The following is a 24,150-nucleotide window of genomic DNA, read 5'->3' as shown; positions in this document are numbered from 1 at the left end:
CGGAACGTAAATCCAACTACCATCGGCGCTAAGGAGCTTAACTTCTGTGTTCGGCATGGGAACAGGTGTGACCTCCTTGCCATTGTCACCAGACAATAACTTACTCAATCAATTATACTATCGATTATTTTAACTTTCAATAGCCAATTTTACACTTTGTTAAAATTTCTTTTACAAGCGTTTTACAAAATTAACTTTCGTTTTTGACGACTTTTATATCATATAACATTTAAATGATAATGTCAAATACTTTTTTTAATTTTTTAATTAGTTTTTGAAATCACTAATTAGTTTGTTCTTTTTCGAGAACACTCATAATATATTAGCACATCATTGGCTCTGTGACTACTCTTTTTTCAATAAATTTCTAATGAATTTTTCACTCTTTTTTACTTTTGCTATTATTATTGAATTTTAGTCTGTTTTAATACTTCTTTAACGTTTTATTAATATCTTTTCAATTTCTCAACAAAGCTTATCATTATTAACTTATGCATACAAACCCCTTCTAAATACATATTCCTCTAAATACATATTCCTCTAAATACATATTCCTCTAAATACATATTCCTCTAAATACATATTCCTCTAAATACAAAAAACGCTATCTACACTCAGGTAGATAGCGCCTAAATAATTTGCTATTTATTATTTTTGTCTCATGTATGGGAATAATAATACGTCTCTGATAGATGGTGAGTCTGTTAATAACATAACTAGACGGTCAATACCGATACCTAGTCCACCTGTTGGAGGCATACCATATTCTAATGCTTCAATGTAGTCTTCATCCATTTCATGTGCTTCGTCATTACCTTGTTCTTTTTCAACAAGTTGAGCTTCGAAACGTTGACGTTGATCGATAGGATCATTTAACTCAGTAAATGCATTTGCATGCTCTCTACCTACGATGAATAATTCGAAACGGTCAGTAAATCTTGGATCCTCAGGATTTTTCTTAGCTAATGGAGAGATTTCAATTGGGTGACCATAAATAAATGTTGGTTGAATTAATGTTTCTTCTACTTTTTGTTCGAAGAATTCATTTAAGATATGACCGTATTTCATGTTCTCTGTAATTTCAATACCATGTTCTTTAGCTAAAGCTTTAGCTTCATCATCAGATTTAACTTGATAGAAGTCTACACCTGTCGCTTCTTTAACAGCATCTACAATGTGTAAACGTGTCCAAGCAGATTCTAAATCGATTTCTTCACCATTATATTGAACTTTTGCTGAACCTAAGACTTCTTGTGCGATATGTCTAACCATTGATTCGGTTAAATCCATGATATCGTGATAGTCAGCGTATGCTTCATATAATTCGATCATTGTAAATTCTGGGTTATGACGTGTTGATACACCTTCATTACGGAACACACGACCAATTTCGTAAACTTTTTCAAGTCCACCTACGATTAAACGTTTTAAGTGTAATTCAATCGCGATACGCATGTATAATGTAGCATCTAATGCATTATGGTGTGTAACGAAAGGACGTGCAGCAGCACCACCAGCGATTTGATGCATCATTGGTGTTTCAACTTCTAGGTAACCTCTTTGATTTAAGTAGTTTCTCATTTCTTGAATGATTTTACTACGGTTGATAAATGTACGTGTGCTTTCTTCGTTTGTAATTAAGTCTAAATAGCGTTGACGATATCTTTGTTCAATATCTTGTAAACCATGGAATTTATCAGGTAATGGTCTTAAAGCTTTTGATAATAATGTAAATGATTTAGCTTTAACTGATAATTCGCCTGTATTTGTTTTGAACATTACACCTTCAATACCAACGATGTCGCCTAAGTCAGCACTTTTCCAAAGATTATCGAAGTCTTCTTCTCCAATTTGGTCTTTACGTACATAAATTTGGATTTGGCCTGATAAATCTTGAACGTGTGCAAATCCAGCTTTACCTTTACCACGTTTTGTCATTAAGCGACCAGCGATTGAAACATGGCTGTCGTCTTCTTTATCATGTAACTCTTCTTTAGAGAATTGATCCCATTGTTCTTTTAATTCACTAGCTGTCGCCGTACGTTCAAAACGTTTACCAAATGGATCGATTCCTAAATCGATTAATTCTTGTAGTTTTTGACGACGGACCTGCATTTGGTCATTCATTTCTTCTGACATAACTTTCTCTCCTTTAGCTTCGTTATTCTTACAAGTCATTCCATTTATTCATTTTGGAAGTTTTACAAGCAAGATATCTATCATTTTTGTTCAGTATTAGCCTGGTTTAATGTTTCTTATGCTTGACTGTTAACTTTGCACGTTTGAGGTACTAAGATGCATGTTGAAGCATTTTCATTTCACCATTTTCACCTTTTAATTCTACTAAACGATGGAAAGGTAATAAAGCATTTTCTCCTTTATCCTTACCCGGAGCCTTTTCAAATAATAACCTCTTAATCTTTATACTTCTTAACGGTATCGTCTGCCATAACTAGCTCGCCGATAGTTTGATTAGAACGAGGTTCCACTTTATTTGAGGCTATATCATTTAAAGGTATTAATACAAAGGCACGTTCATTCATGCGAGGATGCGGAATGCTTAAATCCTCTTCTTCGACTACTTCGTCGCCATATAGTAAGATGTCTACATCTAGCGTTCTAGGGCCCCAACGAATTTCTCTAACTCTATGCAAATGTTGCTCCGTTTCTAAACAATGTTTTAGAAGTGCTTGAGGCTTTAATTCTGTGTTGATTTCTATGCATAAATTTAGAAAATTAGGTTGATCCGTATAGCCGACTGGTGCGGTTTCATAGATTGGGGAAGTTTGAACCACCTCGATACCTTCTGTACTATCAAGCAGTCGAATGGCTTCTTGTAATTGTTGTTCTCTATCTCCAATATTACTTCCTAAACCTAAATATGCTTGTACCATTTAACGATTCTCCCTCACTATCTCTATGCCTACACCATCATAATGCCCTGGTATAGGTGGATTCTCTTTAGTGATTCTGACTTTCGTTTCCATTACACGATTATAGTGTGAATTTATACGTTTTGCAATACGTTCAGCTAGATGCTCAATTAAATTGCAAGGTGGTCCTTCCACAATCTCTTTCACATCTTCGAATACTTCGCCATAGTGCACTGTATCAGTGACATCATCTGATTGACCCGCTTCAGCTAAGTCTACTTTCAATGTCACATCGACTACGAAGATTTGTCCAATTTCATTCTCTGCAGAAAGTGCACCGTGATATCCGTAAAAACGCATACCTTTAAGAAAGATTATGTCGTTCATCTTCATTCTCCTTTAAGAAGTCCATACTTTGGCCTAAACGTGCATTTAATTGAACATTATGTACGCGTACGGCTTTAACGCCTTTCATTATACCATAGGCCGTAGTAGCAGCTGTGGCTTCATCACGTTCTAGGGCTTTCGTTTCTGTACCTATCATTTCTTTTATAAAACGTTTACGGCTTGTCGCTAATAAAATTGGATACTCTGTCGCTACTAGCTCGTCTAATCGCGCCATGACTTCATTTTCTTCTTCACGCGTTTTCGCGAAACCAATACCTGGGTCTAACCAAATTTTATGTTGCGGGATACCAGCCATTTCAGCTTTATTTGCTTGAGTCATTAAAGATAACAACATTTCTTCTACTACAGGTTGATCACGATGACCATCTCCATTATGCATTAATACAATTTCTGCATCATATTCAGCGACTTTATCTATAATTTTAGGATCGTATAATCCTGCCCATTGGTCATTAATCATAGTTGCACCAAGTTTCAAGCAAGCTTCGGCTACTTCACTACGATACGTATCAACCGATATTTGTACACCTAATGGCACTAATTTTTCTACAACAGGTACGACACGTTCCAATTCTTCTTCTAATGGCACTTCAGTGTAGCCTGGTCTTGTAGATACGCCCCCAACATCTATAATATCTACGCCTTCTTCAATCATTTCTTTGGCACGTGCCACGGCGTTTTCGACTGAGTTGTATTTTCCTCCATCAGAGAATGAGTCAGGCGTCACATTTAAGATGCCCATAATTTTTGTTTTCGTCATTATTGTCACCCTTCGCTATTTTGAAAATGAAAACGTAACTCTACAGCTACATTTCAATTTTTTACTCACTTTTAATGATACACTCATTTGAGGAACATTGCAGTGTTCGTAATTATAGAATTAGTTTAGAATATGTGCGTTTATTGCAGTGCCTTTTCAAAAAATAAAAAAGCTAGCAAAGCAATGAAGCTTCACTAGCGTATGAATACCGACGTTTAATTAGTCGTCGAATGAATATAATGGAGTTGATAGGTAACGTTCACCGTTACTTGGTAATACAGTTACGACTGTTTTACCTTTACCTAATTCTTTAGCTTTTTGGATAGCTGCATAGATTGCTGCGCCTGAAGAAATACCTGCTAAGATACCTTCTTCTTTAGCGACGCGACGTGCCATTTCCATTGCAGTATCGTTGCCAACTTTAATGATGCTTTCATAAATGTCTGTGTTTAATGTGTCTGGTACGAAACCTGCACCTAAACCTTGTAATTTATGTGGACCAGGTTCGCCACCGCTTAATACTGGTGAAGCTTCTGGTTCGATTGCAACGATTTCGATGTTAGGATATTTTTCTTTTAATACTTTACCTACGCCAGATAATGTACCGCCTGTACCTACACCTGCTAAGAAGGCATCGATTTCTTTACCTTCGAATTGTTCAACAAGTTCTGGGCTAGTTGTTAATGCATGTACTTCTGGGTTAGCTGGGTTTTCGAATTGTTGTGGTTCAAAGTAACCATGTTCTTCTTTTAATTCTTTGGCTTTTTTAATAGCACCTTTCATAGCTTCTGATCCTGGTGTTAATACTAATTCAGCACCGTAAGCTTTTAATAAGTTACGACGTTCTGAACTCATTGTTTCAGGCATTGTGAATACTGCTTTATAACCTTTAGCAGCACATACGAAAGCTAATCCAATACCAGTGTTACCACTTGTAGGTTCTACGATTGTATCGCCAGGTTTAATTTTGCCTTCTTTTTCAGCTTTTTCGATCATAGCTAATGCGATACGGTCTTTTACTGAACCGCCTGGATTTTGATATTCTAATTTTACATAAACATCTGCTGCATCTTCGTCTACTACGTTTCTTAATTTTACTACCGGTGTATTGCCAATGATTTGTGTAATATTATCTACTGGTTTTTGTGCCATTGAAAAAACGCTCCTTTAACATTCTAATTTAAAACTTAGTTTTTCTATCGGATATAGTTATATTCTATCAGAATTTTCTAAAAAGACAAAGATAATTATTTTTACATGACTAATAAAGTTACTTTTTTCTTATATATGATAACTTTCCCACAAACCCATTTTAATAAACACAGAAGATTGTGCAGAGTTTGCTCGTCGAAAAATTAATTAAAATATACAGACTGCGATAGTTTACCTACACTCTACAGTCTGCACATATAATTTCCCGAATCACCTATTTCATAGTAGCAAGCAACTCTTCTAATTCACCTTCAGAGTATTGATATTTATTACCACAGAAGTGACAAATCGCTTCAGCACCGTGGTCTTCTTCAATCATGCTTTGAACTTCTGCTTCACCTAATCCTTTAATTGCGTTTAAGAATTTTTCGTGGCTACAGTTACATTCAAATTGCGCATCCATTGTTTCTAAGATTTGAACATTATCTTCTCCAAGAATTTCATTTAAGATACCTTCTGGCGTTAAACCTTGTTCAATTAATTTAGATACAGGTTGCATGTTATTAATTGCTTCTTCTAATTTAGTAACGGTTTCATCTTTCGCACCAGGCATTACTTGAATGATAAATCCGCCTGCTGCTTTGATTGAATTATCTGGATTAACTAATACACCTAATCCTACTGATGATGGTGTTTGTTCACTTGTAGCAAAGTAATATGTGAAATCTTCACCTAATTCACCAGATACAATTGGGCTAGCCCCTGAGAAGTAGTCTTTCATGCCTACATCTTTAACAACTTGAATTGAACCATCTGTTCCAACTGCACGTCTCACATCTAATTTACCTTGTGCATTAAGTGGGAAATGTGTTTGAGGATGATCAACGTATGCACGTACATTACCTTGCGCATCGGCGTCAGCAATAATACGTCCAATTGGTCCTTTACCATCTACTGTGACTGTTAATTTTTGATCGCCTTTTAACATTGCCCCCATTAATAAAGTGGCTGTCATTGTTCTGCCCATTGCAGCTGATGCTGTTGGCCATGTGTAATGACGTGTTTGACCTTCTTGGACAGATTCAGTAGTTAAAGCAGCATAAGCACGAATTTCTCCATCGAAAGCTAATGATTTTACTATATAATCATGTGTCATTTATTTATCTCCTTTATTGCAGTTTATATTTTTATATTACTTATTTTTTGGAAAATTAAAAACCTAATAATTTGTTATCTTTAAGGACACTTATTCTACACTTGTTTAATAAGAATATGAAGTAACTTGCTTTACGCCCATCACTCGAGACGCTATATATAACGTATTAAAAAATCTCTTTCAACTAAGGCATGTACCTCAGTGAAAGAGATTTTAATCTTCAAAGATAGTATTTATCTATTTAGGATCGTTTGGATTATAAGGCTTGTCAATATTTGGTGATTGTTCGTAGCCTGTATCATCCTCATCGTCTGAATCTCTGCGAGAACCTGAATGACGATCCTCATGAGAACCATCACGTAAGCGATCCTGTTCATCATGATATGGTCTACCTTCACGTTGACGATGTCTACGTTCGTTATTAATGTCACGGCGTTCTTCACGGTCTTCCTCTTCTTTTTCATGACCTTCGTCTAATTGTTCTTTGCGAATGTCGTCATAAGATTTACCGTATTTACCTTGACTGAATTCTGAATCGTCATCATCTTTAACAACGCGAGCAGCATCGTAATCAACTTCAGGTAATACACCATCGTAGAATAATGAACGAATTTGTTCAGCTACTAATGTTTCTTCAGTTAATAATGTCTTAGCAATAAGTTTTAATTGCTCTTCATGTTCTAATAAGATGCGTTTACAACGTTCATATTGTTCTTTAATGATACGTTGTACTTCTTTATCAATTTCATAAGCGATTTGACCAGAGTAGTTAGGTTCACCTTGCATATCTTTACCTAAGAATACTTGTCCGCCACCGCTTGATGAGAATTGTAATGGTCCAAGTTTTTCACTCATACCATATTCAGTAACCATTGAGCGCGCAATTTGAGTGGCACGTTCAAAGTCATTAGAAGCACCTGTAGATACTTCATGGAAGTTAATATCTTCAGATACACGTCCACCTAATAATCCACAAATCTTATCTAATAATTCTGGTTCTGTCATTAAGAAACGATCTTGTTTAGGTAACATCATCGCATAACCACCAGCTTGACCACGAGGTACGATAGTTACTTTATGCACGACTTCTGCTTCATCAAGTACCATACCAATAACTGTGTGACCAGCTTCGTGGTGTGCTACAATGTTACGCTCTTTATCAGAGATAACACGTGATTTCTTCGCTGGACCTGCAATAACGCGATCTGTAGCTTCTTCAATATCACGCATATCAATTTTGTTTTTACCTTCACGTGCTGCGATTAATGACGCTTCGTTTAATAAGTTCTCTAAATCGGCACCTGAGAATCCTGGTGTTCTTTGAGAAATAGCTTTTAAATCTACTGTTTCATCAAGTGGTTTATTCTTAGCATGTACATGTAAAATCGCTTCACGACCTTTTACATCTGGGCGACCAACTTGAATTTGTCTGTCGAAACGACCTGGACGTAATAACGCAGGGTCTAAGATATCAGGACGGTTAGTTGCAGCAATCATGATAATTCCTTCATTTTCACCGAAACCATCCATTTCAACTAATAATTGGTTAAGTGTTTGTTCACGTTCATCGTGTCCGCCACCAACACCAGCACCACGTTGACGACCAACAGCATCAATTTCATCGATGAAAATGATACATGGTGCATTTTTCTTAGCATTTTCGAATAAATCACGTACACGGCTCGCACCTACACCGACGAACATTTCAACGAAATCAGAACCACTGATTGAGAAGAATGGGGCGCCAGCTTCACCTGCAACGGCACGTGCTAATAATGTTTTACCTGTACCTGGAGGGCCCACTAATAAAACACCTTTAGGTATTCTTGAACCCATTTGTTTGAATTTCTTATTATCTTTTAAGAAGTCAACAATCTCGATTAATTCTTGCTTTTCTTCATCTGCCCCAGCAACATCAGTGAAACGAACACGACGTTTTTGGTTGTCGTACATTTTCGCTTTAGATTTACCAAAGTTCATCATACGACCGCCACCGCCGCCACCTTGTGCTTGGCTAAGGAAGAAGATAAATAATAAAGCAATTACTAATACTGGAATGAGTGTAGTCAACATGCTGACAAATACACTTTGTTTTTCTTCTTCTTTAACTTTAAAATCTAGTCCTTTTTGACTGCGTGCTTCATCTGTAATTTTCTGTAAGTCTTTATCGTTATTGTATAAAATCGTTGAAGAATAATCTTCATCATTTTTCGTTTTACCACTTACCAAGTACACATTTTGCTCAGGTTGGATTTGTAAGGATTTAAGATCACCTTTATCCAATTTTTCTACAAATTGTGAATAGGAAAGTTGTTTCGGTTGAGTGCCATTCCCATTTATATATGAGAAGACGCCGAATAGAATAACGCCAATAATTGCGATAACTAGCACATTGCGAAAAGCTTTCTGCATGCGTCATTTCCTCCTATTTCTATAATAAAGCTAACAAAAATTGTAACACAACACTTCTCTTGAAGGCTAGCATTTCAACTTTTGTAGCACTTTTCTATTTTTCAATTTCCCAATATCATTATTTCTACCTTCGAACCGTTTCTTTTTGAAAAAAGAAATCAAATTTTTCATAACCATCCCATACTTTTCAGAGTAAAAATAATTAATATAAAATGAAGTCTACACTAAATTATAAATTAAGTATAGTTAAACAAGGTCTGGACAAAAGCGCTTAGGATTTGAGCAGAACCGAACGATGAGAAAAATTGTTTTTCAAATTTTGTCGAGTCGTGAGTCCCCAACTTGCTTTGCTTGTAGAATTTCTTAAGGAAATTCTCTGTGTTGGGGCCCCGCTACCAAAAATCCTGCTTTTGGGAAGCTAAAGCAAAACAGTTATTTTAATAACTAGTTTTACTTACTTAGAAACAATTAGTTTCTAAGTTCTATTTAGAGTTTCCCAGAGCAAAAAGTCTCATGTCACAGACTTTTTTATTAGTTCAAAAACCTTTAATTATTTGCTGTAAATTTCAGGTTTTAATGTTCCGATGTATGGTAAGTTACGATAGTGTTCTGCGTAGTCTAAACCGTAACCTACAACGAATTCGTCAGGAATTTTCTTACCTACATATTTCGCTTCGATATCCGCTTTACGACGGTTTGGTTTATCTAATAATGTTACGATTTCTAAAGAATTAACTTTACGTGATTGAAGTAATTCAGTAATTGATTTTAAAGTTGTACCAGTTTCTAAAATATCTTCAATAATTAACACGTCTTTATTCTCAATAGAAGAACCTAAGTCTTTTAAGATTTGAACTTCTCCAGTAGATTCTGTACCGCCGTGATAACTTGAAACATCCATGAAATCAATCGCTAAATGCGTATCAATACGTTTGATTAAGTCTGCCATAAACATTACAGAACCTTTTAAGATACCTACACATACAAGTGGTTTATCTTTATAGTCGCGAGTGATTTGCTCACCTAATTCTTTACAAATCGTTTGAATATCTTCTTCTGTTAATAAAATGCTTTTTAAATCGTCCTTCATTTATCATTCATCTCCAATTTTTTTAATCTCTATATTATCCTTATAATTTGATTTTATATATAAATGGCCCACAGCAATAATAGTATGTTGTTGGTCTTCAATCAATGGCATTTGTGCACGTTCATCGTTACTCACTTTATTATCAATGAACAAGCGACTCACCTTTTTATGACCTTCACGTCCGTTCATCTTAACTTTATCTCCGTTTCGACGTGTGCGAATCGTTAAAGGCCCTTCCCAGCAAGCGTTATGCGCATGAATGGTGATGACATAGTCTCCGAAACGGTAAGTTCCAGGTTGTGTCACCACTTGCTCTTTGAGTACAGGTGCTTCTTTTTTAGCCATTATTATAAATTTATCATAAGCAATTTGAATTATCCATGTTTCAGAAAGAGTAATCTCAATTTGTGCTACTCGACTGCTAATTTGTTCAAACCACTCTTCATAATTTTTTTCTGAAAATGAATTCCACAAATGGATAGACTCAAACAATTGATCCAGTAATACCATTTTAGTTATATTATCCAGTTGATTGAAAGCCTCTCGTGAAAATTGCATATGTGTGCGGTCTGTGTTGATTGCAACTTCTTGTTGAATAAATTCATTCACGCGTTGGCGTGTATGTTGTAATTGTATATCATGCCATGCTTTTAATTTTAATAATTGAGCTGTATCGAGGTCTGCATTGTCATCAATAGAAGGCAAAAGTCGATTGCGAATATCATTGCGTGCGTATTTATTGTCACTATTTGAAGCATCTTCATAGTAAGGAACCTGATGCGATTGTTGGTAGCTACGAATATCAGCTTTATACGTATTTAATAATGGTCGACATAATTTATAATGTGCGCGCCAAGACACGTTATCCATGCCAAGTGAACTACGCGTCGACCTTCCAGTAAATACACGATAAAAAATCGTTTCTAGTTGATCATTTAAATGATGGGCAGTTAACAAAGCATCCGCTTCAAGTTGTTGCATCATCTTATCAAACCATGCATATCGTTGTTGCCTAGCATCTGCTTGAATACTTTTACCTTGTTGCACTAATCCAGATAAATCTAAACGCTTTACGTAACAAGGCACATTATGTTGCGCACAAAAGTCACGAATAAATACTTCTTCTTGTTGTGAGGCTTCTCTTAAGCCGTGGTTAATATGTAAACATGAGATACGCGCATAAGTATGAGAAAGCTCATGCAGTAAGCGATGTAAAAGACACATACTATCTATACCAGTAGATACTGCGATGACAATATGATCTTTTTCATCCCATAGTGATGTGTTCACTTCCACTTTGTCGCCCTCCTACTTCTTTCTTCTATCTTCGCATCTGGTGGGTGTTATTATCAAAAAAGGAGTGGGACTGAATTCTAACTATAGAATTCATGGCCCCACCCCCGCACAGATAATAAGTACCAGAAGTCGATTACCTGTTGCGCATATAAACTATACATTTCATAGAGCATGCATGCCCGTCCCTAGTTATAGTTTAACTTTGACCTCTAGAGTATATTCAAATTAACGTCTTGAACCTTTACCGCCGCGTCTTGATTCAGTTTGGCGTTTGATTGAAGTTAATTTATCTTCACTATCTTTCAAGAAGTTACTTAATTTCTTTTCAAAATCTTCACCTTTTTGTTGAGGTGATTTGTTTTGATGAGATTTATGATGTGGTCTGCGTGGACGATCTTTCGCTTTTTTAATTGAAAGACTGATTTTACCGTCTTCAGCAATTGATAAAACTTTTACTTCAACTTCGTCTCCAACTGATAAATGGTCTTCTACATTCTCAACATAGTTATCAGCTACTTCACTGATATGAACTAAGCCGCTTTTCCCTTCAGGTAACTCTACGAACGCACCAAATTTTTTGATACCAGTAACTTTACCTTTTAGCTTATTTCCTACTTCGATTGACATATTCTAAATAAATCCTCCCGATTTTGATTCGATTTTAACCTTATTATATTCCTGTTTTAATATTTTCACAATGCTATAAAATGATTATTTTGTACAAGATAACCATCGCTATTTTCTAACTATCTTCCAATTATCTAGTTGCTATCGGAGGATTGAGAATCTGATGATTTCTTATCATTTGGCAATTTAAATATGACTTCGCCTTTATTACTCAAGTAATAATCATCTCTTGCGATTTTTTCTATATAATCTTTATCATTTAGATTATTGAGTTCTTCTTTTAATGCTAGTTCTTCATCTTGTTTCTTTTGGAATTGTTCTTCTTTATGTTTACGTTCAACGGCTGCTTGATCATTACTGTGCTTTTGGACGACAAGCATGATAGATAGAATAATGATAATAGCTAACAGCAAGCCTCCAAAGACTGTGATACGACGGCGTACCACGCGCATCTTTTTTTGTTGACGCTTTTTCTTACGATTTCTTTCAGAGGTATACTGGTTACCAATATTTTCTACCTTATTACTCATAGCTTGCCACCTCCTTCAATCTATTCTTCATTGAATTCATTGTTAATACGTTCTTCTTTAATTAGGTCATACATACCTTTAGCATTTTCTTTTGATGCATGTTCGCTTAAACCTGTAACTTTCACAGTAACGCGTTTTTGACCGAAACGAATCACTAATTCGTCTTCTACTTTTACGTCTGTACCTGCTTTGGCTACGTTGCCATTCACAGTGATACGACCTTGGTCACTGATTTCTTTTGCTAATGTACGACGTTTTACTAGTCGTGATACTTTTAAATATTTATCTAATCTCATGAATTACGCTCCCCTTGTTGTAAGAAATTTCTAAGGGTTTCTTCATCAAAATCCTTATTTTTTGTTTTATCATACAATGACATGAAATGGTCTGCAAATACTTTCTCAAATTTTACGCGAGGTGTTTTGCCTTCTTTACTTTTCGCTGTCGCCCAAATATCTTTTAAGTCATCGATAGATTCCGCTTCTTCCTCTCCGAAAATATGTGGATGACGACGTATCATCTTCGCATTTAAGCTTTCAATGATTTCTTTAATATCCATGTAGCCTTCTTTTTTGCCAATGCTGGCATGTAATAACACTTGTAATAGAATATCACCAAGTTCTTCAATCATATGCCAATCGTCTTCATTGTCTATGGCTTCAAAGAGTTCGAAACTTTCTTCAATTAAATAACGTTTTAACGACTCATGCGTTTGAACGCGATCCCATGGACAACCATTCTCGTCGTCTACTAAGCGGTCGATTGTCTGAACTGCGAAATCGAAGTCTTGGTACATCGCTTCATCGTTCGTTACTTTAGGGACAAAGACACTCGTTAAATTATTGAAAATGTCTTCGTCACGGTCTAACTCGAACAATGGGACTTCTACTACATTAGCGCCTGTACTATGAGCGCCAGTCACGACTTTGACTAACATATCATCTGGATAGCGTTCCATTAATGTGATTTTAATATCCGCGGCAACCATAGCACTATATACTTGTGTGATAAGTGTATGCGTGCGAATGTTTAACACATTTTCAGATAAAGCAGTCCCATCTAATAAAGTGAAACCATCGTTAGGATCTTCATCAATGGCAGCAAATACATCATCAATAAAGCTTTTGCCACCTAATACTTTAACGTCTACATCGTCATGAGTTGCGCTATATTCAAGCAACTTAGCCGTTGTCGTTTCGGCTACGCGAGGATGGCCTGGCACTGCATATACGATATCACCAGTTTCTGCTTTCTCAATCAATGTATCTACAATTTGTTGATACACTGACGCGAAATCATCGTTATTCTCATAAATGCTGTCGAAACTTTCAAATGTTAATTCGTTCTGTAAGCTAGCAATTACCGGATGATCAAGCGTACGTGCATAAATGTGTTGCTGTTCTTTAAGGAAACGATAGATACCAAGCGGTAAATCATCTATATCATAGTTTCCTAAACCAACAATAGTAATTGTGTGTGTCATGAACGTCTTCCTTTCTTCATGTGATAAAGTTTATCTCCAAATGGTAAATGTTTAAGTTCTTTATATCCTAAAATGTTCATCAGCATAACTAAGACGAGTAAAACACCGACGCCAATAACGGCTACAATCAGCAGTTCTACGAGTCCGCCTAAACGTCCCACGGGTGGCATGATATACATCACACATTGCACTACAAGCGACATAATAGCTAAGGCGAATAGTGTCTTTAATATAAAATAACGCATGCGATTAAAACGATAATGTTTCATAACTTCAATGTGTAACACGATGACAAACAAGACAAGTGAAAGAACGGTGCTTACACTTGCGCCTGCAATACCGAAATGATGGATAAGTACGATGTTCAGAATGGTTTTAGAGACCAACCCTATTATAACGCCAGTTATTATTGGGCGAATACGATTAAATACTTGCAGTAAAGCAATATCCATCATGATAAGCGACACGCATATTACGGTTAACATATAAAAACCTAATGTGAAACTTAAACTATCCGTTTTAAAGAAGACCTGGTTCATAATCGGTAATAGATTAATCAATCCGACGCCTGAAGCCGCACTGATTAAAATTGTAATCTTCAGTGAGGCGTTGGCGTAGCGATTCATTTGTACTTTATTATGGTCTTCAATTGCTTGTGTTAACAATGGAATGAGTACAAAGCTAAATGTCGTTGTGACGATGAGCCCCATTTGAATGAAAGAGGCGCCTCGATCGTATATGCCCTTTTGCATGATAGCTTGTTTGAATTGAAGTCCAAATGACTGTAAGGTATGAACGACTGTGAAGCTATCTATAAATTGCCACATGATGACTAATAGCTGACTTAAGGCGAATATGACGGTTGCTATTAGTAGTTGTTTCCACGGGATGTGGGCTGTTGGGTTCTGCCTTTTCAAAGGGAAAGGCTTAGTGAACATTAAATATAGGCTTGATCCTAGGAATCCTAGTGCTGAGGCTAGGATGGCGAGTGTGCCGGCTTGGTATATAGTCCAGTGTTTCAACATGAATAGTGTGATGGCAACGATGATGATGCCGACGCGGATGAATTGTTCTATTACCTGGGAAATGGCAGGTATGTGCATGCGTTGTCTGCTTTGGTAGTAGCCGCGAAATACGCCGAGTACGCCGATGAAGAGGTAGCTTAGGCTTGCCATTCTCAGCATGGGTGCTAGGTGTGGATCGCCCATGAGTATTGCGATGGGATGGGCTAGGACTAGGATGATGGCGAAGATGGCCAATCCTATTAGTTGGAATCCGATGAGCACTCTGGAAAAGGCAGAGGCCTGCCCGTTGCTATCTAATGTTTGTGTGACGGCGCTTGGGATGGCGTTCATCGACAGGATCATGCCTAATGCGACGATTGGATAAATCTGTTGATAGGCGTAGAGGCCTGTGTCGCCAAGCACGTTTTGATATGGGACGCGATAAATGGCGCTTAAGACTTTCACGATGATGAGCGCTAAGGTTAGTACGACGACGCCATTGAAAGCAGCATGTTGTTGAGATGAACCTTTCGATGATGCTGGATTCGTTGATGTCTGATTAGTTGATGTTTCTTTGGATGTCGATGATGGTGGTGCTTGTCTTGATGGGTGTTTAGAGTTCATGTTCAATAACCATGCTTCCTTCTAAGCATTTAACTAAGAATTTCAGATTCTCGAGCCATTGTTTTGATTTCGTTAAAGTGACGTGCATTTTACCTTCTTTTACACCAAGTTTCATTGCGCGTCCTAAAGGTTGCGTTTGTTTAAATAGTTCTTCGCCATTGATTTGTTCTGTGCCTTTCGCTGACAAGAAGACTTCAATTTGTTTGCCTTTATCTTTGATCAGCGTCACACCTGCATGTAAGGCATGGATTTTAATTTCTACCATTTCTAATAGGCGTTCTACTTCTACTGGATAATCGTTGAAACGATCAATTAATTCGTCTTTGATATCGAAAAGTTGTTCCTCTGTTTCTACTTTACGTAGCTTTTTATAAATTTCAATTTTAGCTTGTTCATTTTGAATATATTGCGCCGGTAAGTAAGCATCAAGGTGTAATTCCATTTCTACTTCTGGAGCATCAGGCGCTTCTTCTTTAATGCCACGTTTTTCATTAACCGCTTCTTCAAGCATTTGTGAGTACAAGTCGAAACCGACTGAATCGATGAAGCCATGTTGTTGTTTACCTAATAAGTTACCTGCACCACGGATATTTAAGTCACGCATGGCAATCTTAAAGCCTGAACCTAATTCAGTAAATTCTTTAATTGCTTGTAGACGTTCTTCGGCAGTTTCAGTTAAGACTTTATTCGCTGAATGTAAGAAATAAGCATAACCTATACGACTTGAACGACCTACGCGTCCACGTAATTGATACAGCTGACTTAAACCAAAGCGATCCGCTTCTTCAATAATTAATGTATTAGCGTTTGGTACGTCTACACCTGTTTCAATGATGGTTGTAGTCACTAAGATGTCGTATTCCCCATTGATGAAACTTAACATTGTTTCTTCAAGGTCACGCTCAGTCATTTGACCATGTGCGACCGCAATGTTAGCTTCTGGCATTAACATTTGAAGTTGTTCACGTTTCTCATAAATCGATTGTACTTTGTTATAAAGATAGAACACTTGGCCATCACGTGATAATTCACGTTCTAAAGCTTCTTTAATAAAATTACTATTTTGTTCAAGTACGTAAGTTTGGACTGGGAAGCGGTTCTCTGGTGGTGTTTCAATAACAGATAAATCACGTACCCCTAACATACTCATATGCAATGTTCTAGGAATTGGTGTCGCTGTAAGTGTTAATACATCGACGTTCGTTTTTAATGTTTTAATACGTTCTTTATGGCGTACACCGAAACGTTGTTCTTCATCGACGATTAATAAACCTAAGTCTTTATATTGAATATCTTTACTTAATAATTTGTGAGTGCCGACGACAATGTCAACGTAACCAGATTTCAATCCTTCTTTCGTTTCTTTAACTTCTTTTGCAGAACGGAAGCGACTAATAAGTTCAATTTGAACTGGAAAATCCTGCATACGCTCAATTAATGTTTCATAATGTTGTTGCGCTAAAATTGTTGTTGGCACTAAGAATGCCACTTGTTTCCCTTCCATCACCGCTTTAAAGGCTGCACGTACGGCCACTTCTGTTTTACCGTAACCTACGTCACCACAAAGTAAGCGATCCATAGGACGTTCACGTTCCATATCACCTTTAATTTCTTCAATTGATTTCGCTTGGTCTGGTGTAAGTTCGTAAGGGAAATCCATTTCAAACGCGGTTTGTTCCGCCGTATCTTCGCCATACTGATAACCGACAGACATTTCACGTTCTTTATAAAGTGCGATGAGTTCATCTGCAATGTCTTCAACACTTTGTTGAACTTTCGCTTTCGTCTTCTTCCATTCAGAGCCACCTAATTTATTAAGACGCGGTGATTTATCTTCAGAAGCGACATATTTTTGGACTTGGTCCATTTGATCGACAGGTACAAACAGTTGGTCCGTACCTTTATATTGCAATTTAATATAGTCGCGGTGAACGTCTCCTACTTCAAGCGTTTCAACGCCTAAATAACGTCCCACACCATGATGTACGTGAACGATATAGTCGCCTACATTTAAATCTTGGTAAGATTTAATTTTCTCAGCGTTCGACATCGTTTTCGTACGTTTACGTTGTTTTTTCTGTTTTGTTTTGAAAAGCTCTCGCTCAGTAATTACGACCAATTGCATATACGGTAGTTCATAACCTTCAGATAAACTACCTTCTGTCACGATAGCTTGGCCACTTTGAACTTCGCTATGAATATTTGTCACGGTCGGAATATGCATTTCATTTAACATTGACTGAATACGGTCCACTTTCGTTTCTGTTTCAACAAGCACAACAATCGTATAATCATTGTGCACATAACGTTGGAATTCAGAACGCATGATGTCGTATTGACCATAAAATTGCTGTACTGGTTTACATGAAAACTTAATTATGTGCTGTAATTTTACTGGCATTGAAGACGTAAATAATGTGAAATAAGTTACCGGATAATGTCCAATTAACGTTTCAAATCCGTCATATTGCATGAATGATTGACCGATAAATCCATTACCACTTTCAATTAGATTCTGAATAAAATCATCGACTTCAGTTGTTAACGTCTTCTCAGTTTCTTTAATACGATTATATTCGTCGGCTACAATGATGGCATCCTTTTCAAAATAATCAATAAGCGTCGATGGCTTCTCATACATAAACGCCACAAGACGACGCAATAATTGATGATCGAAAAATGTGGCTTCAAATAATTTGAAACTTTCGTACGTTTCTTTCAAATCATTACGAACTGATTTGTCGATTTTAGGGCGTGTATGTTCATAAGCTGCTTGCAATTCCTTTTGAAGATGCTGAATGACTTCATCAGTAATCACGTAATCGCTCGCAGTTGTGATATCTACGCTTTCAATATTGTCATTGGAACGCTGTGTTTCGACGTCAAAATCACGAATTGAATCTACTTCTGTGTCGAATAATTCAATTCTGACCGGTTGTCCTATCAATGGATAGATATCGATGATGCCCCCACGTAGAGAGAATTCACCAATATGCGACACGACGCTTTCACGACGATAACCCATGTTTACTAATTTATTTAATAAACCATCAACATCAATATCATCACCAACATTAAGCGTGATTTGATGGTCTTTCCACATCTCTACAGGCGTGAGCCATTTTTTCAAGCCATTTAATGGAACGATAAATAACCCTTTCTCATTATGAGCTAAGGCAGTTAACGTGCGCACACGTTCACTCATAAGTTGAGGGCTTTGCGTTGAGAATTCTTCCGTCATAATATCTTGAACGGGATATTTATAAACTTCTGAACTGTCTACATATTGTAAGATGTCTGTTTCTAACTTATCTGCTTGATATAAATTATTTGTGATTAATAACATTTGGCGTTGATCGCTGAGATACTTTTCAGCAATAATCGTCGCTTTTGCCGAGGGAGAGAGGCCAGTTACAAGAATATTCTCTTGGCCGAAGACTTGGTCGAGTTCCTGGAATCGTTTATCTTTCTGTATATAATCTGAAATGATGGTTCTCAATTGACTTCTCCATTATATTCATTCATAACATGGTCGAAGCGTGAACTTTCAATAAATGACTCTACTGCTTCTGCAGCATGTTCAATCACTTTCTCCATTATTATCATTTCATCTTTTGAAAATTTCTGTAATACATAATCCGGAACTGACATACCATTCGTTGGTCTCCCCACACCAATACGAATACGTTTAAATTGATCGGTACCAAGATGTTTAATAATAGATTTCATACCGTTATGACCGCCAGCACTTCCTTTTTGACGTAAACGGATGTGACCTTGAGATAAATCTAAATCATCATAAAGGACGATTAAATCTTCTACATCAACATTATAGTAATCCATTAATGGTCCTACCGCTTCACCTGACAAATTCATCATTGTCATCGGTTCGATAAATAGGACTTTATCGCCATTAAGGCGTTCAATCGTATAAGCGCCTTTAAACTTTTGTTTATCTAATGAAAAGTGATGTTTCTCTAAAAGATAATCAATCACTTCAAAGCCGATATTGTGTCTTGTTAGTTCGAAACGTTTACCTATATTTCCAAGACCCACAATACATTTCATACGTGCAACCTCCAATGTGTTTTAATAGACGTTTTCACCAGTTCAGATGTCCGTCATATTGATTAATCATTATTCTATAACATTCCCTATCATAACACAAAAAAGGAGCGGAACAGAATTCATTGTTCCACCCCCGCAAGGATGAGTAGAGCGGAGATGAGCTTGATATAATCGTCTCCTCCACTCAGTTCACTACTATAAATTTGAGTTGTAGCTTTAAAATATTATCTTTTATTCTAGATCCTTAAAAACCATTTATCATTTTGTTGAATTATTCTATATTTAAAAAAGAGAATCTGACGAACTATTCTTCGTCTCTGGAAAAATTTATAACTGACTCTCGAAGGACCAGTACTATGTTGAACTTAAGTGTTCGCCCACTTAAGTAAGTAGTTCTAAGGTAGATTACGAAGTGTAGTTGTGAAGACTCCTATGCTAATTATTAATGAACCTAAGTGCTATAGCACTTAGGTAAGTAGTTCTAAAATGGATAATGGAACGTAGTTGAGCGACGCCTGAGGGAGCAGGATGAGTGTCGAGACCAAGGCTCGACCCAGCCCCCTAGGCAAGCGTCTCAACTTAAGTGTAATGTCAATCCATTTAAGAACTGCTTTACAAGACTACAGGCTTAAGCCTTTCCCGCAAGAAAGCGTCGCAACAAAAATGAGTAAATGTTCATCTAAGAATTTCTTTACAACCCAGCCCATGAGAATAAAAAAACTGCCCACAAAGTCAGAAACTTTGTCGACAGTTTGCAACGAATTATTCTTCGTCTTTATTTTCTTCTTTTTCTTCTTCGCTATCTTCGCCAGCAACTTCTGGTTCTTCAGTTGCAGCTTCACCTTCCATAGCTTCGATTTCCTCTTCACTTGGTTCGTCAGTTGGAGGTACTACTGTTACTACAGATTCTTCAGGATCGTTTTCGATAGTGAAGTCACCAGATACTTTAATATCAGCAACTGAGTAGCTATCATTGATTTGTAATTCAGTGATGTCTACTTCGATTGCTTCAGGAATGTTTTCTGGAGTAGCTGTAACTTCTAAGTCGAATAATGGTTGTTCAACTACGCCGCCTTCTTTAGCGCCAGCAGCTTCACCTACTAAGTGAACTGGTACTTCAACAGTACGTTCTTCAGTCATGTTGATTGCTAAGAAGTCGATGTGTGTAATTTGGTTTTTAAGTGGATCAAATTGATAATCTGATACCATTACTTTAATTGTTTTAGAACCTACGCCTAAATCAATTACACCATTACGTCCAACTTCACGAATAACTTTGATGAATTCAACTTCATCAACTTTAACTGAAGTATTTTTAGTACCATAACCATAAACTACTGCAGGTACTTTACCTGTGTTACGTAATTTTTTAAGGTCAGAACGAGTTTGTTTACCTTGACGGATGATTGACTTTAATGCAGCCATTCGTATTTCCACCTTTCATATTAAAGTTTTGACACGTACTATTATCTGACAACACCTGTCAATATGCGATGTTCTCATATATTAATGAAATGTCTAAACTTATCCTCACTTACCCATCAACTTAATAGTTGCTTGCAAGTGTTTATTAGTTCGTAAAACCACGAACGAATGTATTATACACGGTTGGAAATGAGAAGTCAAACGCATTTGTAAATTTTAGTCAAATAATACACTCACTGATTCTCTTTCATATACGCGAATAATTGCTTGTGCTAATAATCCAGCTACAGATAATTCTTTTGTATTTGCTGGTTTGCGACTATCGTCAAGTAAGATTGAGTTAGTCACGATTAATTCTTTAATTGCTGAATTTTCGATACGCTCTTTAGCAGGACCTGATAAAACAGGGTGTGTACAACATGCATAAACTTCTTTAGCACCTTTATCTTTAAGTGCTTGGGCAGCTAATGTGATTGTACCTGCTGTATCAATAATGTCGTCAATAATAATTGCTGTACGTCCTTGAATATCACCAACAATATTCATGACTTCAGCTACGTTTGGTTTTGGACGACGTTTATCAATAATAGCAATCGGAGTTTTTAAAATGTCAGCTAATTTACGTGCACGTGTTACACCACCATGGTCAGGTGAAACAACTACGCATTCTTCTGGGTCAATGTTAGGGTCATTTTCAAAATGTTGACCAATGATTGGTACGCCCATTAAGTGGTCGATAGGAATATCAAAGAATCCTTGAATTTGAGGCGCATGTAAATCTAATGCGATCATACGGTTTGCACCAGCTGTTTCAATTAAGTTAGCTACTAATTTCGCTGTAATAGGTTCACGGCTACGTGCTTTTCTATCTTGACGTGCATAACCATAATAAGGAACTACAATATTAATATTCGCTGCAGATGCACGTTTACAAGCATCAATCATAATTAATAATTCCATTAGGTGTAAATTAACAGGGTATGATGTTGGTTGAATAATGAAGACATCACAACCACGAATACTTTCTTCGATATTAATTTGAATTTCACCATCACTGAAGCGTTTTACAGAACATTTACCTAATTCAATCCCTACTCGATCAGCAACTTCTTGTGCTAACGGTTCATTCCCTTTTAAAGAGAAAATCTTTAAAGATGAATTTTTGTATTCATTATTTAACATTTATAGTCCTCCAATTTTTTACTTAGACACTCTTATTATATAAAAAATCAATAACTTTTACTATGTTCAACAAAAAAACTAAAAAAAGAAGTTCTTTATATTATTAAAAAACTATTTTTTAACATAGCCTTCTTTAGTGACTTGACGCGCACGAGCAAGTGCTAAGCTGTCTTGTGGAATATCGTCCGTAATAGTAGAACCAGCTGCAATTAAAGAACCATCACCGACAGTTACTGGGGCCACTAAGTTTGTATTACATCCGATAAATGCATCTTTGCCAACAATTGTTTTAAATTTGTTAACACCATCGTAGTTAACAGTAATAGAACCACAACCAATGTTCGTACGTTCACCGATTTCTGCATCACCAATATAACTTAAGTGAGATACTTTCGCGCCATCTTTAAGTTCTGCTTTTTTCACTTCTACGAAATTACCTACTTTAACTTCATTGCCTAAATTTGAGCCTGGACGTAATTGAGCAAATGGCCCTACTTTTGTTTTATCACCAACGACTGAATCATTAATAACAGATTGTTTAATATCAACATGTGAACCAATCTGACTATTATTGATTTCTGAGTATTGGCCAATCACTGTTTCTTCACCGATTTTAGTTGTGCCATTGATGCGCACGCCGGGTTCGATAATTGTATCCATACCAATTTCAACATCTGGACCAATAAATGTAGTCGTAGGATCGATAATTGTTACCCCATTTTGCATATGTTGAATGTTAATGCGTTGTTGTAATGCTTTTTCTGCATTGCTTAACATTACGCGATCATTAACACCCATAATTTCGTTGAAGTCATCCGTATGATAAACTTCTGCGATACCTTTATCCTCTAAAATTAAGGCAATCACATCTGGCAAGTAATATTCACCTTGGGCATTATCATTTTTAACTTGAGCAAGTTTTTCAAATAAAACTTTATTATCAAATGCAAAAATTCCTGAACTAATTTCAGTTAAACGCTTTTCTTCTTCTGTCGCATCTTTTTCTTCTACGATACGGCTAAGTTGATTATTATCATCGCGAACAATACGACCATAGCCAAATGGAATTTGAGCCGTAGCAGATAATACCGTTGCTTGCGCTTTAGCTTGTTTATGATGTTCAATTAATTTATTTAGTGTTTCAGCTGTAATTAAAGGCGTGTCACCACATACAACTAGCGTTGTGCCTTCTTTATTTTCTAAGTGTTCTTGTGCCATTTTAACCGCATGTGCTGTTCCTAGTTGTTCTTCTTGATAACTATATAACGATTGATCGCCTAATGTTTCTTTCACTTGATCTGCACCATGACCTACAATCGTAACAATTTCATCTACCCCTGCACGTTTTACGTTTGTTAGTACATGGTCAATCATTGATTTGCCAGCAACTTTATGTAGCACTTTATATTGTTTTGATTTCATTCTTGTGCCTTTGCCAGCTGCTAATATTACCGCATTTCTTTGCATGAATGGTAACCCTCCAATAAATTTTACACTTCATAGTTATTATAATTTAACTCAACTTCGAGTTTCAATATAGGAGACAGCCAGAAACCTGATTTAATAAAAAAGAATTTTTCATATTCTTAACTTTCGTTTCCATCTCTGAAACCTCTTTGTTTTCGCTAATCTTGTCATAAAAAAACAGGTTCAACAAAACATGCGCTGAACCTGTAGAAAATTTATATATTTGATTAAGCTTCGTCTGATTCTTCTGATGAAGCATTTTTATCAGGAATCACTTCATCTGTTTCGTCATATACTTTCATAACGGCATCTTGAATCTCTTGTCTCATATCAGAGTTGATTGGATGCGCGATATCACGGAATTCACCATCTGGTGTACGTTTACTTGGCATAGCAACGAAAAGACCTGAGTTACCTTCAATTACGCGTAAATCATGGATTACAAACGCTTCATCAAGTGTAATTGAAACAAGTGCTTTCATTCTGCCATCTGTTTGTATTTTTCTAAGTCTAACATCTGTCACTTTCATGCAGTGAGCCCCCCTAGTATATATCTTTGATTGGTTAGAAGCTTGACAATTTTTTAATTAAGA

20 protein-coding genes and 1 rRNA gene are annotated in these 24,150 nt (G+C 36.6%); all 21 read right to left on the bottom strand.

Going from position 1 to position 24,150, the window contains the following annotated elements; genetic code table 11:
• A 5S ribosomal RNA gene (rrf, locus tag CD127_RS00590) occupies nucleotides 1-93 on the bottom strand; the annotation flags it as partial.
• Nucleotides 94-648: 555 nt separating this feature from the next.
• Nucleotides 649-2,139, bottom strand: coding sequence for a lysine--tRNA ligase (gene lysS, locus CD127_RS00585; RefSeq protein WP_103365381.1), 1,491 nt, complete (start codon nucleotides 2,137-2,139; stop codon nucleotides 649-651).
• A 275-nt stretch (nucleotides 2,140-2,414) separates the two neighbouring features.
• Nucleotides 2,415-2,894, bottom strand: coding sequence for a 2-amino-4-hydroxy-6-hydroxymethyldihydropteridine diphosphokinase (folK, locus tag CD127_RS00580; RefSeq protein ID WP_103298332.1), 480 nt, complete (start codon nucleotides 2,892-2,894; stop codon nucleotides 2,415-2,417).
• Nucleotides 2,895-3,260, bottom strand: coding sequence for a dihydroneopterin aldolase (folB, locus tag CD127_RS00575; RefSeq protein WP_103298333.1), 366 nt, complete (start codon nucleotides 3,258-3,260; stop codon nucleotides 2,895-2,897).
• Nucleotides 3,238-4,041 carry a dihydropteroate synthase gene (folP, locus tag CD127_RS00570; RefSeq protein ID WP_103365380.1) on the bottom strand — a complete coding sequence of 268 codons (804 nt, stop codon included), beginning with the start codon at nucleotides 4,039-4,041 and terminating at the stop codon, nucleotides 3,238-3,240. Before folP ends, folB begins: the two co-directional genes overlap by 23 nt.
• Nucleotides 4,042-4,260: 219 nt before the next feature.
• Nucleotides 4,261-5,193, bottom strand: a complete 933-nt coding sequence (gene cysK, locus CD127_RS00565) for a cysteine synthase A (RefSeq protein ID WP_103365379.1) — start codon at nucleotides 5,191-5,193, stop codon at nucleotides 4,261-4,263.
• A 274-nt stretch (nucleotides 5,194-5,467) separates the two neighbouring features.
• Nucleotides 5,468-6,349 carry an Hsp33 family molecular chaperone HslO gene (hslO, locus tag CD127_RS00560; RefSeq protein ID WP_103298336.1) on the bottom strand — a complete coding sequence of 294 codons (882 nt, stop codon included), beginning with the start codon at nucleotides 6,347-6,349 and terminating at the stop codon, nucleotides 5,468-5,470.
• Between the two features lie 237 nt (nucleotides 6,350-6,586).
• Nucleotides 6,587-8,761, bottom strand: coding sequence for an ATP-dependent zinc metalloprotease FtsH (gene ftsH / locus CD127_RS00555; protein WP_103298337.1), 2,175 nt, complete (start codon nucleotides 8,759-8,761; stop codon nucleotides 6,587-6,589).
• Between the two features lie 550 nt (nucleotides 8,762-9,311).
• Entirely contained in the window at nucleotides 9,312-9,851 is a 540-nt protein-coding gene (hpt, locus tag CD127_RS00550; protein ID WP_103365378.1) for a hypoxanthine phosphoribosyltransferase, read from the bottom strand.
• 3 nt (nucleotides 9,852-9,854) lie between these two features.
• Nucleotides 9,855-11,147 carry a tRNA lysidine(34) synthetase TilS gene (tilS, locus tag CD127_RS00545; RefSeq protein WP_103365377.1) on the bottom strand — a complete coding sequence of 431 codons (1,293 nt, stop codon included), beginning with the start codon at nucleotides 11,145-11,147 and terminating at the stop codon, nucleotides 9,855-9,857.
• 225 nt (nucleotides 11,148-11,372) lie between these two features.
• Nucleotides 11,373-11,774, bottom strand: a complete 402-nt coding sequence (locus tag CD127_RS00540) for a S1 domain-containing RNA-binding protein (protein WP_103298340.1) — start codon at nucleotides 11,772-11,774, stop codon at nucleotides 11,373-11,375.
• A 134-nt stretch (nucleotides 11,775-11,908) separates the two neighbouring features.
• Nucleotides 11,909-12,304 carry a cell division protein DivIC gene (divIC, locus tag CD127_RS00535; RefSeq protein WP_103298341.1) on the bottom strand — a complete coding sequence of 132 codons (396 nt, stop codon included), beginning with the start codon at nucleotides 12,302-12,304 and terminating at the stop codon, nucleotides 11,909-11,911.
• A gap of 20 nt (nucleotides 12,305-12,324) precedes the next feature.
• The gene (locus tag CD127_RS00530) at nucleotides 12,325-12,600 is read right to left on the bottom strand and encodes an RNA-binding S4 domain-containing protein (protein WP_103298342.1); all 276 of its coding nucleotides are present in this window, start codon (nucleotides 12,598-12,600) and stop codon (nucleotides 12,325-12,327) included.
• Complete coding sequence (locus CD127_RS00525; RefSeq protein ID WP_103365376.1) at nucleotides 12,597-13,787, bottom strand: MazG nucleotide pyrophosphohydrolase domain-containing protein; 1,191 nt, start codon at nucleotides 13,785-13,787, stop codon at nucleotides 12,597-12,599. The genes CD127_RS00530 and CD127_RS00525 overlap by 4 nt, the downstream gene beginning before the upstream one ends.
• Entirely contained in the window at nucleotides 13,784-15,415 is a 1,632-nt protein-coding gene (locus tag CD127_RS00520) for a polysaccharide biosynthesis protein (protein WP_103365382.1), read from the bottom strand. Before CD127_RS00520 ends, CD127_RS00525 begins: the two co-directional genes overlap by 4 nt.
• Complete coding sequence (mfd, locus tag CD127_RS00515) at nucleotides 15,405-18,914, bottom strand: transcription-repair coupling factor (protein WP_103365375.1); 3,510 nt, start codon at nucleotides 18,912-18,914, stop codon at nucleotides 15,405-15,407. The genes CD127_RS00520 and mfd overlap by 11 nt, the downstream gene beginning before the upstream one ends.
• Entirely contained in the window at nucleotides 18,911-19,483 is a 573-nt protein-coding gene (pth, locus tag CD127_RS00510; RefSeq protein ID WP_103365374.1) for an aminoacyl-tRNA hydrolase, read from the bottom strand. Before pth ends, mfd begins: the two co-directional genes overlap by 4 nt.
• A 762-nt stretch (nucleotides 19,484-20,245) precedes the next feature.
• The gene (locus tag CD127_RS00505) at nucleotides 20,246-20,908 is read right to left on the bottom strand and encodes a 50S ribosomal protein L25/general stress protein Ctc (protein WP_103298616.1); all 663 of its coding nucleotides are present in this window, start codon (nucleotides 20,906-20,908) and stop codon (nucleotides 20,246-20,248) included.
• Nucleotides 20,909-21,124: 216 nt separating this feature from the next.
• The gene (locus tag CD127_RS00500) at nucleotides 21,125-22,090 is read right to left on the bottom strand and encodes a ribose-phosphate diphosphokinase (RefSeq protein ID WP_103298615.1); all 966 of its coding nucleotides are present in this window, start codon (nucleotides 22,088-22,090) and stop codon (nucleotides 21,125-21,127) included.
• Nucleotides 22,091-22,201: 111 nt separating this feature from the next.
• Nucleotides 22,202-23,557 carry a bifunctional UDP-N-acetylglucosamine diphosphorylase/glucosamine-1-phosphate N-acetyltransferase GlmU gene (glmU, locus tag CD127_RS00495; protein ID WP_103365373.1) on the bottom strand — a complete coding sequence of 452 codons (1,356 nt, stop codon included), beginning with the start codon at nucleotides 23,555-23,557 and terminating at the stop codon, nucleotides 22,202-22,204.
• 227 nt (nucleotides 23,558-23,784) lie between these two features.
• Nucleotides 23,785-24,087 carry a septation regulator SpoVG gene (gene spoVG / locus CD127_RS00490; RefSeq protein ID WP_103298613.1) on the bottom strand — a complete coding sequence of 101 codons (303 nt, stop codon included), beginning with the start codon at nucleotides 24,085-24,087 and terminating at the stop codon, nucleotides 23,785-23,787.
• Nucleotides 24,088-24,150 lie beyond the last annotated feature (63 nt).

Origin of the sequence: Staphylococcus petrasii, from assembly GCF_002902565.1 — a bacterium.
Lineage (GTDB): Bacteria > Bacillota > Bacilli > Staphylococcales > Staphylococcaceae > Staphylococcus > Staphylococcus petrasii.
Note: the sequence above shows the minus strand (reverse complement) of the source record. Positions and strands in the feature narration are given on the sequence as shown.

What these genes read in the sequence shown, in the direction of transcription:
- lysS (WP_103365381.1), bottom strand. Translation starts at nt 2,139, where the DNA reads ATGTCAGAAGAAATGAATGACCAAATGCAGGTCCGTCGTCAAAAACTA.
- folK (WP_103298332.1), bottom strand. Translation starts at nt 2,894, where the DNA reads ATGGTACAAGCATATTTAGGTTTAGGAAGTAATATTGGAGATAGAGAA.
- folB (WP_103298333.1), bottom strand. Translation starts at nt 3,260, where the DNA reads ATGAACGACATAATCTTTCTTAAAGGTATGCGTTTTTACGGATATCAC.
- folP (WP_103365380.1), bottom strand. Translation starts at nt 4,041, where the DNA reads ATGACGAAAACAAAAATTATGGGCATCTTAAATGTGACGCCTGACTCA.
- cysK (WP_103365379.1), bottom strand. Translation starts at nt 5,193, where the DNA reads ATGGCACAAAAACCAGTAGATAATATTACACAAATCATTGGCAATACA.
- hslO (WP_103298336.1), bottom strand. Translation starts at nt 6,349, where the DNA reads ATGACACATGATTATATAGTAAAATCATTAGCTTTCGATGGAGAAATT.
- ftsH (WP_103298337.1), bottom strand. Translation starts at nt 8,761, where the DNA reads ATGCAGAAAGCTTTTCGCAATGTGCTAGTTATCGCAATTATTGGCGTT.
- hpt (WP_103365378.1), bottom strand. Translation starts at nt 9,851, where the DNA reads ATGAAGGACGATTTAAAAAGCATTTTATTAACAGAAGAAGATATTCAA.
- CD127_RS00540 (WP_103298340.1), bottom strand. Translation starts at nt 11,774, where the DNA reads ATGTCAATCGAAGTAGGAAATAAGCTAAAAGGTAAAGTTACTGGTATC.
- divIC (WP_103298341.1), bottom strand. Translation starts at nt 12,304, where the DNA reads ATGAGTAATAAGGTAGAAAATATTGGTAACCAGTATACCTCTGAAAGA.
- CD127_RS00530 (WP_103298342.1), bottom strand. Translation starts at nt 12,600, where the DNA reads ATGAGATTAGATAAATATTTAAAAGTATCACGACTAGTAAAACGTCGT.
- CD127_RS00525 (WP_103365376.1), bottom strand. Translation starts at nt 13,787, where the DNA reads ATGACACACACAATTACTATTGTTGGTTTAGGAAACTATGATATAGAT.
- CD127_RS00520 (WP_103365382.1), bottom strand. Translation starts at nt 15,415, where the DNA reads ATGAACTCTAAACACCCATCAAGACAAGCACCACCATCATCGACATCC.
- pth (WP_103365374.1), bottom strand. Translation starts at nt 19,483, where the DNA reads ATGAAATGTATTGTGGGTCTTGGAAATATAGGTAAACGTTTCGAACTA.
- CD127_RS00505 (WP_103298616.1), bottom strand. Translation starts at nt 20,908, where the DNA reads ATGGCTGCATTAAAGTCAATCATCCGTCAAGGTAAACAAACTCGTTCT.
- CD127_RS00500 (WP_103298615.1), bottom strand. Translation starts at nt 22,090, where the DNA reads ATGTTAAATAATGAATACAAAAATTCATCTTTAAAGATTTTCTCTTTA.
- glmU (WP_103365373.1), bottom strand. Translation starts at nt 23,557, where the DNA reads ATGCAAAGAAATGCGGTAATATTAGCAGCTGGCAAAGGCACAAGAATG.
- spoVG (WP_103298613.1), bottom strand. Translation starts at nt 24,087, where the DNA reads ATGAAAGTGACAGATGTTAGACTTAGAAAAATACAAACAGATGGCAGA.